Here is a 16,977-nt window from a genome sequence, read left to right as displayed (position 1 = left end):
GGGATTCAATGACTGTCAAAGCAAGTATTGCCATGGTGTCAATCCTGCGCGATGGCCTCGCCAGCGGGGTGGGCGTGAAGTACAAGCGTCTGGCGGATGCCGTCGAAAAAGCCATCGTCGAGGGGGTGATCGAACCCGGCAGCAAGTTGCCGCCTCATCGGTTGTTGGCGGACAGCCTCGGCGTGACCATCGGTACCATCAGTCGCGCGTATGGCGAGCTTGAGCGCGTGGGCCTGGTCCTCGCTCGTGTGGGTGACGGCACCTATGTGCGTCAGCGCGGAATGGAGCGTCCGCGTGACGGTGGGTTTCGCAATGTCAGCGATGAGCCGCAGGGCTTTTTTGACATGAGCCGCAACCAGCCGATTCCAGGGCAAGAGGCGCTGTTTCTGAGTCAGAGCCTGCAAGCGCTGGCCCTTGATCCGGGGGCGTTGCAACACCTCTGCGGCTATATCGCCGACGCCGGATTACCGCGTCATCGTGTCGCGGGTGCGCACTGGTTGCGGCACCAGGCATTCGAGCCGAATGCCGAGCAGATCGTTTGCGTCAACGGCGGTCAGCACGGTCTGTTGTGTGCCTTGATGGCGTTGCTCAAAGCGGGCGATACCGTGGTCACGGAACATTTGACGTATCCGGGTTTGATCAGTGTCGCGCGCATGCTCGGAATCAAGTTGATCGGTGTCGCGATGGATGATGAAGGGTTGATGCCGGATGCGCTGGAGGACGTTTGCCGTAACCATCGTGTGTCGGCGTTGTATTGCACGCCGACGATCCAGAATCCTACGGCGGCGGTGATGTCCGTTCCACGGCGCGAGGCCATTGCGGCGGTCTGCCGACAACACAATTTGCTGATTTTTGAGGATGAAGCTCACGCGGTTTTGGCGCCGCAGCGACCGCTGCCCCTGAGCCATTTTGCCCCGGAGCGTTCGGTGTTGATTGGCAGCTTGAGCAAGGCTGTTTCTGCGGGTTTGCGCGTCGGTTATCTGCATGCGCCGCAACCGTTGATCGGACGCTTGAGCGCAGCCGTGCGCGGGACGTGCTGGATGGCCAGTCCGCTAACGCTGGAAGTGGCGAGTCAGTGGATCGAAAACGGCGTTGCCGAGCAGTTGTTGGGGCAGCAGAGGGTCGAGATCAGTCGACGTAAGTCACTGGTCGCGGGATTGCTGGATGGGTTGGTTTACAAGACTCATTCCCACAGCCCGCACTTCTGGATCGAAGTGCCCGAGCCATGGCGAGCGTCGCAGATTGCAGCGGAACTCAAGGAGAATAATTATCGGGTGGCGACTGCCGAGGCGTTTGCGGTGGGGCATGGGGCGGTGCCGCAGTTCATTCGGGCGAGTGTGTGCAATTCGGCGGGGGATGATCGGTTGTTGCTGCGAGGGTTTGAAGCATTGGCCGGGGCGCTGGCCGAGACCGCGTAATCGTTCATCGCGGGCAAGCCACGCTCCCACAGTGGATCTTCAGTGAACACAACGTTTGTGCACGACAAAGATCCCCTGTGGGGGTGTGGCTTGCCCGCGATGGCGACAGCACAGGCACTGGGGGGCTACTTGAACCGCCGCTCCACACCCTTCTCAACAAGAATCTTCGCCGAAATCTCTTCCACCGAAAAATGCGTGGAGTTGATGTGCGGAATGTTCTCGCGGCGGAACAGATTCTCCACCTCGCGCACTTCAAATTCGCACTGGGCATAGCTCGAATAACGGCTGTTGGGTTTGCGCTCATTGCGGATCGCAGTGAGGCGGTCCGGGTCGATCGTCAGGCCAAACAGCTTGTGCTGGTGGGCGCGCAGGGCGCTGGGCAGGGTCAGGCGTTCCATGTCGTCTTCGGTCAGCGGGTAGTTGGCCGCGCGGATACCGAATTGCATGGCCATGTACAGGCAGGTCGGGGTCTTGCCGCAACGCGACACGCCGACCAGGATCAGATCGGCCTTGTCGTAGTAGTGCGTGCGGGCGCCGTCGTCGTTGTCGAGGGCGAAGTTCACCGCCTCGATGCGTTCCATGTAATTGGTGTTGGCACCAATGGAGTGGGACTTGCCGACGGTGTAGGAAGAATGCTCGGTCAATTCCTGCTCAAGCGGCGCCAGGAAGGTCGAGAAAATGTCGATCATGAAACCATTGGAAGTCGCGAGGATCTCACGAATGTCCTGATTGACGATCGTGTCGAAAATAATCGGCCGGAAGCCGTCGGTTTCGGCGGCTTTGTTGATTTGTTGTACCATGGCCCGCGCTTTATCCACGTTGTCGATGTACGGTCGCGTGAATTTGCTGAAGGTAATGTTTTCGAACTGCGCCAGGAGGCTTTGACCCAGGGTTTCGGCCGTGATGCCGGTACCGTCGGAAATAAAGAAAGCAGATCGTTTCATTTGCACCTTGGGCCTTAAGCTAATGACGAATCTTGGATATGATAGGCGCGGTTTGTCGGCCGCCAGTGGCCCGCATTCTCACTTATTTTCCAGGTCCAGGCCATACAGCTGGCAAACGCTCCCCCGAGCAGCCGGCTTCTGAGCTTTTCCAACACAGTTAGTGGAGAGATCACCTTGGTAGAGTACGTAGTTTCCCTCGATAAGCTCGGCAAACACGATGTTGAGCATGTGGGGGGCAAGAACGCATCCCTGGGCGAGATGATCAGTAACCTCGCAGGTGCCAGTGTATCGGTGCCCGGTGGCTTCGCCACGACAGCTCAGGCTTATCGTGATTTTCTGGAACTGAGCGGTCTCAACGATCAGATCCATGCCGCCCTCGACGCCCTGGATGTCGACGATGTCAACGCCCTGGCCCGTACCGGTGCCCAGATTCGTCAATGGATCATGGAAGCCGAGTTCCCCGAGAAGCTCAACGCCGAAATCCGCACCGCGTTCGCCACGCTGTCGGCCGGCAACCCTGACATGGCCGTGGCCGTGCGCTCTTCCGCTACCGCCGAAGACTTGCCGGACGCTTCTTTCGCCGGTCAGCAGGAAACCTTCCTGAACATCCGTGGTGTCGAAAACGTCATTCGCGCCGCCAAAGAGGTGTTCGCTTCGCTGTTCAACGACCGTGCGATTTCCTACCGCGTGCACCAGGGCTTCGACCACAAGCTGGTGGCCCTGTCGGCTGGCGTTCAGCGCATGGTCCGCTCCGAAACCGGCACCGCCGGCGTGATGTTCACCCTCGATACTGAATCAGGCTTCCGTGACGTGGTGTTCATCACCGGCGCCTACGGCCTGGGTGAAACCGTCGTACAAGGCGCGGTGAACCCAGATGAGTTCTACGTCCACAAAGGCACGCTGGCCGCTGGTCGCCCAGCCATCCTGCGCCGCAACCTGGGCAGCAAAGCCATCAAGATGATCTACGGCGAAGTCGCCACGGCCGGTAAATCGGTCAAGACCATCGACGTCGACAAGGCTGATCGCGCACGTTTCTGCCTGACCGACGCCGAAGTCAGCGAACTGGCCAAGCAAGCGATGATCATCGAGAAGCACTACCAGTGCCCAATGGACATCGAATGGGCCAAAGACGGTGACGACGGCAAGCTCTACATCGTTCAGGCCCGTCCTGAAACCGTGAAGAGCCGCACCCAGGCCAACGTCATGGAACGTTACCTGCTGAAAGAAACCGGCACTGTGCTGGTTGAAGGTCGCGCCATCGGCCAGCGCATCGGCGCCGGCAAGGTCCGCATCATCAAGGACGTGTCCGAGATGGACAAAGTCCAGCCAGGCGACGTTCTGGTCTCCGACATGACCGACCCGGACTGGGAACCGGTCATGAAACGCGCCAGCGCCATCGTCACCAACCGTGGCGGTCGTACCTGCCACGCGGCGATCATCGCTCGCGAGCTGGGCATCCCGGCCGTGGTCGGTTGCGGCAACGCCACCCAGTTGTTGAAAGACGGCCAGGGCGTGACCGTTTCCTGCGCTGAAGGCGACACCGGTTACATCTTCGAAGGCGAACTGGGCTTCGACATCAAGAAGAACTCCGTTGACGCCATGCCGGACCTGCCGTTCAAGATCATGATGAACGTCGGCAACCCGGACCGCGCCTTCGATTTCGCACAGCTGCCGAACGCCGGTGTGGGCCTGGCCCGTCTGGAATTCATCATCAACCGCATGATCGGTGTTCACCCTAAAGCGCTGTTGAACTATGACGGTCTGCCGCAGGACATCAAGGACAGCGTCGACAAGCGCATTGCCGGTTACAACGACCCGGTCGACTTCTACGTCGACAAACTGGTCGAAGGCATCAGTACCCTGGCTGCAGCGTTTACACCGAAAAAGGTCATCGTGCGTCTGTCGGACTTCAAGTCCAACGAATACGCGAACCTGATCGGCGGCAAGCTCTACGAGCCGGAAGAAGAAAACCCGATGCTGGGCTTCCGTGGTGCTTCGCGTTACATCAGCGAATCGTTCCGTGACTGCTTCGAACTCGAGTGCCGTGCCCTCAAGCGCGTGCGCAACGAGATGGGCCTGACCAACGTCGAAATCATGGTGCCGTTCGTCCGTACTTTGGGCGAAGCCAGCCAGGTGATCGATCTGCTGGCCGAAAACGGTCTGGCTCGCGGCGAAAACGGTCTGCGCATCATCATGATGTGCGAACTGCCATCCAACGCGATCCTCGCTGAAGAGTTCCTCGAATTCTTCGACGGCTTCTCGATCGGTTCCAACGACCTGACTCAGCTGACGCTGGGCCTGGACCGTGACTCCGGGATCATCGCGCACCTGTTCGACGAGCGTAATCCGGCGGTCAAGAAGCTGCTGGCGAACGCCATTGCCGCGTGTAACAAGGCAGGCAAGTACATCGGCATTTGCGGTCAGGGTCCTTCGGACCACCCGGACCTGGCCAAGTGGCTGATGGAGCAGGGCATTGAAAGCGTTTCGTTGAACCCGGACTCCGTACTGGAAACCTGGTTCTTCCTGGCTGAAGGTCAAGCCTCGGCGTGATGTGAATGAAGCCCCGGTCAAGTGGCCGGGGCTTTAAGAATTGAGTAGGGCGGGCTCCTCTGGATGCCGCCCTTTTTTGTGCAAGAGCATTATGCAAAGCAGCAGCAACCTATTTCCTGTCGCCCTGATCAGCGCCGAACGGCGCGGTGATCTGAGCGAAGATGTTTACCGTTTGAAGCCGGCAAACAGTCCCGACGTCAGCGTCGAGCTGGCCGTTACCCGGTTGGGCATGGCCGATGAGCCGGCGGTACGTGGCGTGCCGGTGATCCTGTTGCACGGCAGCTTCTCCAATCGCCGCTTCTGGTTTTCCCCGAAAGGGTTGGGGTTGGGCGCCTATCTGACGCGTCTGGGATTCGATGTGTGGATTCCCGAAATGCGCGGCCATGGCCTGTCCCAGCGTAACCAGAACTACCGCAAGAACCGTGTCGCCGACTACGCGCGTTACGATCTGCCCGCCATTGGCGCGTTCGTGCGTGAGCAAAGTGGCCAGGTCCCGCACTGGATCGGTCACTCGCTGGGCGGAATTACGTTGGCGGCAGCATTGGGTGGTGAGTACATCGGTGAACCTGTGGTGGCGTCTGCGGCGTTTTTTGGCACGCAGGTCAGCCGCACCTATTGGCCGTTGAAGATTCCCCCGGTGGAGTGGAGCGGGCGCTTTATTCTCAAGCGTTTTGCGCAACTGTCGGGATCACGGCTCAAGCGCGGACCGGAGGACGAGCCGATTGGCCTGGCCCTGGAAAGCATGCGTTGGTACGGATTGTTCGGGCGTTTTGGCGATGCCGACAAAGACTGGTGGGCCGGATTGGCCAATGTGGCGATGCCAGTGTTGGCCGTGAGCGCTGTTGGCGATCATCAGGACCCGGCGTGGGCGTGCCGCAAATTGTTCGAGCAGATCGGTTCCGAGCACAAGCAGTTCATCAACCTTGGCCGCGAACAGGGCTTTGGCGATAATTTTGGCCACGTAGAGATGCTGGTCAGCAAAGCGGCTCAAGCCGAGGTCTGGCCGTTGGTGGCGCGGTGGTTGGGTGACCAACAGACGCCCTTGTTGGGCGATAAGCCGGATCTGGCGACGGCAGTTTGAGCCTGGTGCTCTAACAAGGGCATTTCGCTCTGATCGGCTTGCGGCTAAGATATGACGCATTGAGCAGTTTTGGTCACGTTTCGACACCCTCGATTGTCTTCCTCTTTACAGGAGTTTCTCGATGAATCATTACCTCACGCCTGACCTGTGCGACGCCTATCCGGAGCTGGTGCAGGTGCTGGAACCGATGTTCAGCAATTTCGGTGGCCGTGATTCTTTCGGCGGCGAAATCGTGACCATCAAGTGCTTCGAAGACAACTCGTTGGTCAAGGAGCAAGCCGAGCTCAAGGGCAATGGCAAGGTGTTGGTGGTCGACGGTGGTGGTTCGCTGCGTCGTGCGCTACTGGGCGACATGATCGCCGAGAAGGCCGCGAAAAACGGTTGGGAAGGGCTGGTGATCTACGGTTGCATCCGTGACGTCGACGTCATTGCACAAACCGACCTGGGGGTTCAGGCCCTGACCAGCCACCCGATGAAAACCGACAAGCGCGGCATTGGCGATCTGAACGTCGCGGTGACCTTTGCCGGCGTGACGTTCCATCCAGGCCATTACATTTACGCGGACAACAACGGCGTGATCATCTCGCCAAGCCCGCTGAAAATGCCTGAATAACCAGAAACCAACAAAGGGATGCGGATGTTCGAGGAAGAAAACGCGCAGTGGGGCCTGGTGCATGCCCTGGTACTGGACGGTAAAGGCAGTGCGCGTTCGATAGCCCGGACTGAACTCGATGACTTGCAGCTTCAGGCCCATGAGAGCCTGTGGCTGCATTGGGATCGCAGTCATCCGCAAACCCAGACCTGGCTGCGTAAAACCAGCGGGCTGAGTGAATTCAGCTGCGACCTCCTGCTCGAAGAAAATACCCGACCGCGTCTTCTACAGCTTTCGGACAGCGAACTGCTGCTATTTTTGCGTGGGGTCAATTTGAATCCCGGCGCAGAACCGGAAGACATGGTTTCGGTGCGGATTTTCGCCTCGGCCAAGCGGGTTATTTCCCTGCGTTTGCGTCCATTGCGCGCCACCGATGAATTGTTGGTGCAGCTCGCCGACGGCAAAGGGCCGAAAACCGCGTCCGAACTCGTCCTGTATATGGCGCAGTACCTCACCAATAAAGTGCAGGATCTGGTCAGTTGCCTCTCGGAAGTGGTCGATGAGGAAGAAGAAAAACTGGATGCCGACGAACGGTATACTCCCGAGCACGGCGCCATATTGCAGATCCGTCGCAGGGCAGCGGCGCTGAAACGTTTTCTTGCACCTCAGCGGGATATTTTCGGGCAACTGACGCGTATAAAATTGCCCTGGTTTGTCGAAGACGATGGTGATTACTGGAACGAATTGAACAACAGCCTGACCCGCTACCTTGAGGAGCTGGAATTGACCCGGGAGCGGGTGGGGCTGGTCCTCGAGGCTGAAGACAGACGTTTGAGCGTGCGCATGAACCGCACGATGTACCGCTTCGGGATCATCACCGGGATCTTTTTGCCGATGAGTTTCCTGACCGGTCTTTTGGGGATCAACGTCGGTGGTATTCCGTTCTCGGCGAGCCCGTATGGCTTCCTGATTGCGTGCCTGATGATGGTCTCGGTGGCGCTCGGGCAGTGGTGGTTATTTCGACGTTTGCGTTGGGTGTGAGCATGCGTCATGTGACCCGGGCAAATTTGATCGCGTCTTTCACAGACATCACGAGAGGTGCGTATGCACGATCCGTTTGAACAGTCTTTGCGCGACATGCTCAATGCATCACCGTCCACCCGGGACGACGATGCGTGCCTTGGGCGTGTACTGAAAACCGCCAATCGCCAGGTCGGCGCTGGCGATCTGTTCAGCCTGCTGGGCCGCTGGTTGCCCGCGCTGATGATTGCCCTCAACAACGGCTCGGCCCACGTCGCGCCGGTCTCCCGCCACCGTAAACCTACCGTTCGCACTGCTGATAAGGCTGATTGAATATGGAACTTGATCTCTGGACTCAGAGCCTCGTCACTGCAATGACTGCGTTATGGACAAAGGTTGCGAACTTCATTCCGAACCTGTTCGGCGCACTGGTTGTGCTGCTGTTGGGTTTTGTCGTGGCGAAACTTTTGGACACTTTATTGTCCAAGCTGCTCGCCAAGCTGGGTCTCGATCGCTTGATGGGCGGCACCGGTCTGACTAAATTATTGTCCCGGGCCGGCCTTCAAGTACCGATATCGACCTTGATCGGCAAGATCGTCTATTGGTTCGTCCTGCTGATTTTTCTGGTTTCTGCAGCAGAATCCCTTGGACTTGAACGAGTTTCAGCTACGCTGGATATGCTGGCTTTGTATCTGCCCAAGGTATTTGGCGCAGCGCTGGTGTTGCTGGTGGGTGTGTTGCTGGCGCAATTGGCCAATGGGCTGGTGCGCGGCGCGGCAGAAGGCGTAGGGCTGGACTATGCTTCGGGGTTGGGACGAATTGCTCAGGGCCTGGTGATAATCATCAGTATCTCGGTAGCGATCAGCCAGTTGGAGGTCAAGACAGACCTGCTCAACCATGTGATTGTCATCGTATTGATCACCGTTGGTCTGGCGGTTGCGCTGGCCATGGGGCTGGGAAGCCGGGAAATTGCCGGTCAGATTCTTGCGGGAATCTATGTGCGTGAGCTGTATCAGGTTGGGCAACAAGTGCGTGTTGGCGAGGTCGAAGGTCAGATCGAAGAGATCGGCACGGTTAAAACCACATTGCTGACCGATGAGGGTGAGCTAGTCTCTCTCTCCAATCGGATTCTCTTGGAGCAGCATGTGAGTAGCCGCTAACCCGGCAAACCCTGCTAATGTATGCCGCCGCGAATTGCCCCGAAAGGGCAGCGGCGGACATTGACCTGACTGTCGGCCCGACTTGTTTTGAATAAAGCTCAATCGCTCTCCACGCGCTACGACCCCCGCGAGCTCTCTGATGAGGAGTTGGTCGCGCGCTCGCATACCGAGCTGTTTCACGTAACGCGCGCCTATGAAGAACTGATGCGGCGTTACCAGCGAACATTATTTAACGTCTGTGCCCGATACCTTGGGAACGATCGCGACGCAGACGATGTCTGTCAGGAAGTGATGTTGAAGGTGCTGTACGGCTTGAAGAACTTCGAGGGGAAATCGAAGTTCAAGACATGGCTATATAGCATCACGTACAACGAATGCATCACACAGTATCGGAAGGAACGGCGAAAGCGTCGCTTGATGGACGCTTTGAGTCTGGACCCCCTTGAGGAAGCGTCTGAAGAAAAGGCGCCGAAACCCGAGGATAAGGGTGGACTTGATCGCTGGCTGGTGTATGTAAACCCGATTGACCGTGAAATTCTGGTGCTACGTTTTGTCGCAGAGCTGGAATTTCAAGAGATCGCGGATATCATGCATATGGGTTTGAGTGCGACAAAAATGCGGTACAAACGTGCTCTTGATAAATTGCGTGAGAAATTTGCAGGCATTGCTGAAACTTAGTTCAGCGCAAATATCTCTTACGTGTAGGCTAGTTCTGATAGACTAGCCGCCGAGTTGTCCCCCGGTTTGAGGGACTGCTTTACAATCACCAGATGGGGATTTAACGGATGAAACTGAAAAACACCTTGGGCTTGGCCATTGGTACTCTTATTGCCGCTACTTCGTTCGGCGTTCTGGCACAAGGCCAAGGCGCAGTTGAAGGCGAGCTCAACTACGGGAAGAAGTACAACGACAGCGTTAAGAACGTTGAAGACGGCTACACTCCTGGCGCCTCCATCGGTTACTTCTTGACCGACGACGTATCGTTGAACCTGACCTACAATGCTGACGACCACACCCGTTCGAACAACGGTACCGGTTCTCAGAAAATTGAAGGCGACCAGTTCGGTCTGAACGCTCAGTACCACTTCAACAACGCTGGCGACGCTCTGCGTCCTTACGTTCAAGGTGGCGTTAAGCACGGCAGCATGACCAACGTAGCCGCTGATGGCCACACCGGTCGTGACCAGTCGACTTTCCTGACTGCTGGCGCTGGTCTGAAGTACTACTTCCTGGAAAACGTCTACGCTCGTGCTGGCGTAGAAGCTGACTACAAACTGGACAACGGCAAGTGGGACTACATCCCATCCGTTGGTCTGGGCGTGAACTTCGGTGGCGGCAACAAGCCAGTCGCTGCTGCTCCAGCTCCAGAAGTCTGCTCCGACAGCGACAACGATGGCGTTTGCGACAACGTTGACAAGTGCCCAGACACCCCAGCCAACGTAACTGTTGACGCTGATGGCTGCCCGGCAGTTGCTGAAGTTGTTCGTGTTGAGCTGGACGTGAAATTCGACTTCGACAAGTCGGTAGTCAAGCCAAACAGCTACGGCGACATCAAGAACCTGGCTGATTTCATGAAGCAGTACCCATCCACCACCACTACTGTTGAAGGTCACACTGACTCCGTCGGTCCTGACGCTTACAACCAGAAACTGTCCGAGCGTCGTGCAAACGCCGTTAAACAAGTTCTGACCAACCAGTACGGTGTTGAATCGTCCCGCGTTCAGTCGATCGGCTACGGCGAAACTCGCCCAGTTGCTGACAACAAAACTGAAGCTGGCCGCGCTGTAAACCGTCGCGTAGAAGCGCAGGTTGAAGCCCAAGGTAAGTAATTACCCGCCGCTCTGAGAAAAGCCCGGCTTAGGCCGGGCTTTTCTTTGTCTGCGATTTGGTGAACCGGGATGTGTCAGGCGCGTTGATATCCGACGTTAATGTCGACGGACAGGGCCTCTTCGCGAGCAGGCTCGCTCGCACAGTTGCCGGCAACTGCTCCAATCACCAGGATGGCCGGGCTTTTCAACGCGAAGGCCAAGGCATCTTCTTCCATCGCCATCAGGCTGCTCCGACATTCCCGTTGATGCGGCAACGATGCATTTTCGATCATCGCCACCGGCGTATCTGCTGACATTGCGCCCGCCAGCAGTTGCTCACGGATCTCGCTGAGCTTCGCAACACCCATGTAGATCACCAGCGTCGTGCCACCTTGAGCGAGTGCTTGCCAGTTCAGGCTGCTGCCATCCTGAGTGTGGGCGGTCACCAGCGTCACGCCTCGCGCGACACCGCGCAGGGTCAACGGAATATCGCATTGAGTCGCGCCAGCCAGGCCGGCGGTGATGCCATTGACCAGCTCGGCCTCGACCCCGCGCTCACGCAACCACTGCGCTTCTTCACCGCCACGCCCGAAGATGCACGGGTCACCCCCCTTGAGCCGCACGACGCATTTGCCCTGACGGGCATAACGCAGCATCAAACGATGAATGAATTCCTGTGGCGTAGAGCGGCAGCCACCGCGTTTACCCACCGGAATAATGCGCGCGCCGGGGCAGTGCTCAAGCACCGCGTCGTTGACCAGATCGTCGATCAGCACCACATCCGCTTCTCTCAACGCTCGAACAGCTTTAAGGGTCAGCAATTCAGGGTCACCGGGACCCGCGCCCACCAGCCAGACTTTTGCGTTCATTGTGTTTTCCTCACGAGATGATGGCGACCGGCTGCGCGGTGGCGGCCAGCAAACGCTTGATTTCCGGGACGCAGGAGCCGCATTGCGTGCCGCAACCCAATTCCTGTTTCAAACCCTGCAAGTCCAGGCCGCGGCGGATGCCGGCGCAGACCGCGTTTTGGCTGACGTTTTTGCAGTTGCACAGGGTTTTGTTGCCGATGGCTTCGGCGTCGACCTGGCCCGGCGGTGCACTCAGTGGGGCGAGCAGCCAGCGTCGCAGTTGTTCATCGGCGCGACCTTCGAGCCAGAGGTTTTGCAACCAGTGCCGGGCAAGGGTTTCACCCGCCAAGCGGATCGCGGTGATCCGTCCGTTCTCGATCCGCACGCGTTTACCGATGGAACGCCGTGGATCGTCGTAGGCCAGCACCGGACCGTCGTTGAGCCCCAGGCCTTGATCGATATCGCGCAGCAGTTGTGGGTCTGGCGCGGTGGCGTTGGCAGCGCGTATCAGCAGTGCAGGGCGCTCACGGCCTGCCAGGCTGAGACTGACGTAGGAAAACGCCTCGCAAAGGGGTCGTAGCGTCTCAAAATGCTGTTGGACATCACCCTCTACCAGCGCGAAAAGGTGCCAGGGCAACTGCACTGGCTCGAGGCGCACGCCACTGTGCTTGAGCTCAGGTTGTTTCGACAACGGGTCGAAGGCGGGCAGGGTGAGGCTGTTCACCCCCCCTTGAAGAAACGGTCACCAAAATGCATCGGCAAAAAGGCTTGGCCCGGGCGCACGCTGTCGTCACTGGCGACCGGCACGATCACCGCGCCGCGGCGGCTTTTCAGGCTGATCAAATCCCCGGATTGCAGGCGATGCCGGCGCAGTTCATCCGGGTGCAGGCCCAACACGGCTTCGCTGACATGACCGAACAGCTGCGCCGAAGTGCCGGTGCGGCTCATGCCGTGCCATTGATCGCGCAGGCGACCGGTGATCAGCGTCAGCGGGAAACGTGCATCGCGCTGTTCCTTGGCGGCGCGATATGGATCAGCCACGAACTGCGCGCGGCCGCTGACAGTCGGGAAAACACCGTCGAGATAGAGACGTGCAGTGCCTGCGCTGGCGCCCGCAGGAAAGGGCCATTGTTGCGGGCCGAGCTTGTCGATCAATGCGTGGCTGATCCCGGACAAATCCAGATCCCGACCACGGGTCAGTTGTTTGTATTCGTCGAACACCTGCGCCGGGGTTTCAAAGGCGAACAGGCTGGTGGCTTCCGGGCGTAGACGTTTTTCCAGACGCTGTGCGAAATCCACGGTGATCGCCCAGTCCGGACGTGCTTCACCCGGTGCGACGATTGCTTGACGGACGTGGGAAATGCGCCGCTCGGAGTTGGTTACCGTACCGTCCTTCTCGCCCCAACTGGCGGCGGGCAACAACAGGTCGGCAAACCTCACGGTTTCAGTGGTGCGAAAGGCCTCCTGCAACACCACGAACGGGCAGGCTTGCAGTGCCGCGCGCACGGCCGTCTGATCGGGAAGCGACTGAGCGGGGTTGGTGCAGGCGATCCACAAGGCTTTGATCTTTCCGCTGCCCACCTGCTCAAACAACTCAATGGCCGTCAGCCCCGGGTTTTCCGGCAGTTGATCGACACCCCAATAAGCCGCCACGTCAGCGCGGTGCTCGGCATTGGCGGCATCGCGATGGCCCGGCAACAGGTTCGACAGACTGCCGGTTTCCCGGCCGCCCATGGCGTTCGGCTGACCGGTCAAAGAGAAAGGTCCTGCACCAGGACGGCCGATTTGTCCGGTCGCCAGGTGCAAATTGATCAGTGCGCTGTTCTTTGCACTGCCGGCGGTGGACTGGTTCAGCCCCATGCACCACAACGACAGGAAACTCGGTGAAGTACCGACCCATTCGGCGCATTGCTGCAGTTGCTCAACGCTGATTCCGCACAGTTGCGACACCATCTGCGGGGTGTAGTCGCGCACCAGAGTCTTCAGCTCGGGCAAGCCGTCGGTGTGGGCCTTGATGTAGTCGCGGTCGATCCAGTCTTCCCACAGCAGCAGGTGCAAAATCCCATGGAACAAGGCGACATCGGTCCCCGGAAGAATCGCCAGGTGCAGGTCAGCCAAATCGCAGGTGTCAGTACGACGCGGGTCGATGACGATGACTTTCATCTGTGGTCGGCGGGATTTGGCTTCTTCGAGGCGGCGAAAAAGTACCGGGTGGGCGTAGGCCATGTTGCTGCCGACGATCATCACGCAGTCGCTCAATTCCAGGTCTTCATAGCTGCACGGTGGTGCATCGGCGCCCAGGCTGCGCTTGTAGCCGACCACCGCCGACGACATGCACAGCCGCGAATTACTGTCGATGTTATTGGTGCCCACCAGCGCCCGCGCCAGTTTGTTGAAGGCGTAGTAGTCCTCCGTCAGCAACTGCCCGGAGATGTAGAACGCCACGCTGTCCGGGCCATGTTCGGCAATGGTTTTGGCGAAAACGCTGGCGGCGTGATCAAGTGCGGTGTCCCAGTCGGTGCGGCTGCGCGCCAGGCCTTTGCCCAGGCGCAGTTCCGGGTACAGCGCCCGTGCCGTCAAGTCGCCGGTCAGATGCAGGGTTGATCCCTTGCTGCACAATTTGCCGAAGTTTGCCGGGTGCGCCGGATCGCCGCTGACGCCGAGGATGCGCTCGCCGTCATGTTCGATCAGCACGCCGCAGCCGACCCCGCAATAACAGCAGGTGGACGCGGTGATCTGGCGGTCCATCAGCCTGCGTCCCGCAGGGCCAGCATCACTCGGCCATTTTCGACCCGCGCCGGGTGGTGATGGGCGCAGCCGATGTCCGGGGCCTGGGCTTCGCCGCTTTCCAGGTCGATTTGCCAGTTGTGCAGCGGACAGGCCACTCGCTTGCCGTAGATCAAACCTTGGGACAACGGTCCGCCCTTGTGTGGGCAACGGTCATCGAGGGCGAACACTTCATCATCGCTGGTGCGAAAAATCGCGATGTCACCTTTGGGGCCGGCAATGATCCGCGAGCCCAGGGCGTTGATTTCTTCCAGTGCGCAGATATCTAGCCAGTTCATGCCAGCACCTCCAGGTTCTTCACGGGAATGACGTCGAATTCTTTTTTCAGCAATGGCTGCGTCAGGCGTTCTTTCCACGGATCCTGTTCGAACGACAGCGAGAATTGCAGCCGGTCATTGAGCGCCTTGCGTCGTTCCGGGTCTTCCAGCACGGCTTTCTTGATGTGGTCCATGCCGACCCGTTGCAGGTAATGCACGGTGCGTTCGAGGTAGAAGGCTTCTTCGCGATAGAGCTGCAAAAACGCGCCGTTGTATTCGCGCACCTCTTCAGCGGTTTTCAATTTGACGAAAAACTCGGCGACTTCGGTTTTGATCCCACCGTTGCCGCCGATGTACATCTCCCAGCCGGAATCCACGCCGATGATGCCGACGTCCTTGATGCCTGCTTCCGAACAGTTGCGCGGGCAACCGGAGACGGCCAGTTTGACTTTGTGCGGCGACCACATGTTGAACAGGTCATGCTCCAGTTCGATGCCCAGCTGCGTGGAATTTTGCGTGCCGAAACGGCAGAACTCACTGCCGACGCAGGTCTTCACGGTGCGGATGGATTTGCCGTAGGCGTGGCCGGACGGCATGTCGAGGTCTTTCCAGACGCCCGGCAGGTCCTGTTTCTTGATCCCCAGCAAGTCGATGCGCTGACCGCCGGTGACCTTGACCATCGGCACGTTGTATTTGTCGGCGACGTCGGCGATGCGGCGCAATTCCGAAGGGTTGGTCACGCCCCCCCACATCCGTGGAACCACCGAGTAGGTGCCGTCTTTCTGGATGTTGGCGTGGGCGCGTTCGTTGATCAGGCGCGATTGCGGATCATCCTTGGCTTCGCCCGGCCAGGTGGAAATCAGGTAGTAGTTCAGCGCCGGGCGGCAGGTGGCACAGCCGTTCGGGGTGCGCCAGTTCAGGTAGCTCTGGGTGCCGGCGATGGTGAGCAGATGTTGTTCGCGAATGGCCTGGCGGATTTGCCCGTGGTTGAGGTCGCTGCAACCGCAGATGGCTTTTTCGCTTTTCGGCTTCACGTCTGCCGCGCCGCCCACGGTGTTGATCAGGATCTGCTCGACGAGGCCGGCGCAGGAACCGCAAGAGCTGGCAGCCTTGGTGTGTTTTTTCACCTCGTCGACACTGAACAGCCCGTGTTCCTGAATCGCCTTGACGATGGTGCCTTTGCACACGCCGTTGCAGCCGCAGACTTCGGCGGTGTCGGCCATGCTCATGGCCTTGTCCTGGCCCTGATGTCCTACGTCGCCTAATGCGTTTTCACCAAACATGAGGTGATCGCGGATCTCGCCAATGGCGTGATTCTCACGAATCTGCCGGAAATACCAACCGCCATCTGCCGTATCGCCGTACAGACAGGCACCGACCAGCACGTCATCCTTGATCACCAGTTTTTTGTAGACGCCACCGATCGGGTCGGAGAGGGTGATGGTTTCGGTGCCTTCGCCACCCATGAAGTCGCCGGCGGAGAACAGGTCAATGCCGGTGACTTTCAGTTTGGTCGACGTCACCGAACCTTGATAACGGGCGAAACCCAATTGGGCGAGGTGATTGGCGCAAACCTTGGCTTGCTCGAACAGCGGTGCAACCAGGCCGTAGGCGATGCCGCGATGGCTGGCGCACTCGCCGATGGCGTAGACCCGTGGGTCGTAGGTTTGCATCGTGTCGTTGACCAGAATCCCGCGATTGCAGGGAATGCCGGATTTTTCCGCGAGTTCGGTGTTGGGGCGGATGCCGGCGGCCATGACCACCAGGTCGGCGGGAATGATGTCGCCGTTCTTGAATTCAACCGAGCCGACCCGGCCATTGCCGGCATCGTGCAGGGCCTGGGTTTGTTCGCAGAGGCGAAAGTGCAGGCCACGCGCTTCAAGGGCGGTTTGCAGCAACTGGCCGCTGGTCTTGTCGAGTTGTCGTTCCAACAACCATTCACCGAGGTGCACCACGGTCACGTGCATGCCGCGCAGCATCAAGCCATTTGCGGCTTCCAGACCGAGCAATCCGCCGCCGATGACCACGGCGTGCTTGTGGGTCTTGGCGGTGTTGATCATGGCCTGGGTGTCGGCGATGTCACGGTAACCGATCACGCCCTGCAAGGTGTTGCCCGGGATCGGCAGGATGAACGGGGTCGAGCCGGTGGCGATCAACAGGCGATCGTATTCGGCCTCGGTGCCGTCTTCGGCGATGACCCGGCGTTTGACCCGATCGATCTCCACCACTTTGCGGTTGAGCAGCAGCTTGATGTTGTTATCCAGGTACCAGTCGAGGTCGTTGAGCACGATCTCTTCGAACGTTTGTTCGCCGGCCAGTACCGGCGACAACAGGATGCGGTTGTAGTTGGTGTGGGGTTCGGCGCCGAAGACCGTGATGTCGTACAGCTCGTTGCTCAACTTGAGCAGTTCTTCCAGGGTGCGAACCCCGGCCATGCCGTTGCCGATCATCACCAGTTTTAATTTTTTCATCAGGTTCTCCGGGGGAGCGGTGACCCGCCTCATCAGGGCTT

13 protein-coding genes and 1 pseudogene are annotated in these 16,977 nt (G+C 58.9%); 9 read left to right on the top strand and 5 right to left on the bottom strand.

All coding sequences use genetic code 11. From position 1 onward, the window contains the following. The first annotated feature begins 8 nt into the window (after positions 1-8). Positions 9-1,418 carry an aminotransferase-like domain-containing protein gene (locus tag AB4N43_RS07585; protein WP_460153684.1) on the top strand — a complete coding sequence of 470 codons (1,410 nt, stop codon included), beginning with the start codon at positions 9-11 and terminating at the stop codon, positions 1,416-1,418. A 125-nt stretch (positions 1,419-1,543) separates the two neighbouring features. On the opposite strand, the gene ppsR is transcribed toward AB4N43_RS07585, so the two are convergent. Next, positions 1,544-2,362, bottom strand: a complete 819-nt coding sequence (gene ppsR, locus AB4N43_RS07580; RefSeq protein ID WP_027922552.1) for a posphoenolpyruvate synthetase regulatory kinase/phosphorylase PpsR — start codon at positions 2,360-2,362, stop codon at positions 1,544-1,546. A gap of 174 nt (positions 2,363-2,536) precedes the next feature. Here ppsR and ppsA point away from each other — a divergent pair, with 174 nt between their 5' ends. From ppsA to AB4N43_RS07540, 8 genes are all read left to right on the top strand, one after another. Then, complete coding sequence (gene ppsA, locus AB4N43_RS07575; protein ID WP_460153682.1) at positions 2,537-4,912, top strand: phosphoenolpyruvate synthase; 2,376 nt, start codon at positions 2,537-2,539, stop codon at positions 4,910-4,912. 91 nt (positions 4,913-5,003) lie between these two features. After that, positions 5,004-5,993, top strand: a complete 990-nt coding sequence (locus AB4N43_RS07570; RefSeq protein WP_059181325.1) for an alpha/beta fold hydrolase — start codon at positions 5,004-5,006, stop codon at positions 5,991-5,993. A gap of 121 nt (positions 5,994-6,114) precedes the next feature. Then, the gene (rraA, locus tag AB4N43_RS07565; RefSeq protein WP_460153680.1) at positions 6,115-6,606 is read left to right on the top strand and encodes a ribonuclease E activity regulator RraA; all 492 of its coding nucleotides are present in this window, start codon (positions 6,115-6,117) and stop codon (positions 6,604-6,606) included. A gap of 24 nt (positions 6,607-6,630) precedes the next feature. Continuing rightward, entirely contained in the window at positions 6,631-7,626 is a 996-nt protein-coding gene (locus AB4N43_RS07560; RefSeq protein WP_027922556.1) for a zinc transporter ZntB, read from the top strand. Positions 7,627-7,689: 63 nt separating this feature from the next. After that, positions 7,690-7,938 carry a hypothetical protein gene (locus AB4N43_RS07555; protein WP_027922557.1) on the top strand — a complete coding sequence of 83 codons (249 nt, stop codon included), beginning with the start codon at positions 7,690-7,692 and terminating at the stop codon, positions 7,936-7,938. 2 nt (positions 7,939-7,940) lie between these two features. Then, entirely contained in the window at positions 7,941-8,765 is an 825-nt protein-coding gene (locus AB4N43_RS07550; RefSeq protein WP_008048604.1) for a mechanosensitive ion channel family protein, read from the top strand. An 87-nt stretch (positions 8,766-8,852) separates the two neighbouring features. Beyond that, complete coding sequence (gene sigX, locus AB4N43_RS07545; protein ID WP_008146300.1) at positions 8,853-9,443, top strand: RNA polymerase sigma factor SigX; 591 nt, start codon at positions 8,853-8,855, stop codon at positions 9,441-9,443. Between the two features lie 107 nt (positions 9,444-9,550). Further along, entirely contained in the window at positions 9,551-10,594 is a 1,044-nt protein-coding gene (locus AB4N43_RS07540; RefSeq protein WP_027922558.1) for an OmpA family protein, read from the top strand. A gap of 74 nt (positions 10,595-10,668) precedes the next feature. Here the strand turns inward: AB4N43_RS07540 and cobA are convergent, their stop codons facing one another. From cobA to nirB, 4 genes and pseudogenes are all read right to left on the bottom strand, one after another. After that, entirely contained in the window at positions 10,669-11,442 is a 774-nt protein-coding gene (cobA, locus tag AB4N43_RS07535; RefSeq protein WP_027922559.1) for a uroporphyrinogen-III C-methyltransferase, read from the bottom strand. Between the two features lie 10 nt (positions 11,443-11,452). Further along, positions 11,453-14,169 (bottom strand): annotated as a pseudogene (locus tag AB4N43_RS07530) (nitrate reductase). Next, positions 14,169-14,486 (bottom strand): nitrite reductase small subunit NirD, encoded by a 318-nt coding sequence (nirD, locus tag AB4N43_RS07525; RefSeq protein WP_027922561.1) that lies wholly within the window; start codon positions 14,484-14,486, stop codon positions 14,169-14,171. Before nirD ends, AB4N43_RS07530 begins: the two are co-directional and overlap by 1 nt. Further along, complete coding sequence (gene nirB / locus AB4N43_RS07520; protein WP_027922562.1) at positions 14,483-16,936, bottom strand: nitrite reductase large subunit NirB; 2,454 nt, start codon at positions 16,934-16,936, stop codon at positions 14,483-14,485. The genes nirD and nirB overlap by 4 nt, the downstream gene beginning before the upstream one ends. Positions 16,937-16,977 lie beyond the last annotated feature (41 nt).

It is taken from the genome of Pseudomonas sp. S2_B07, assembly GCF_054668435.1.
This window is presented reverse-complemented; position numbering and strand designations above follow the sequence as displayed.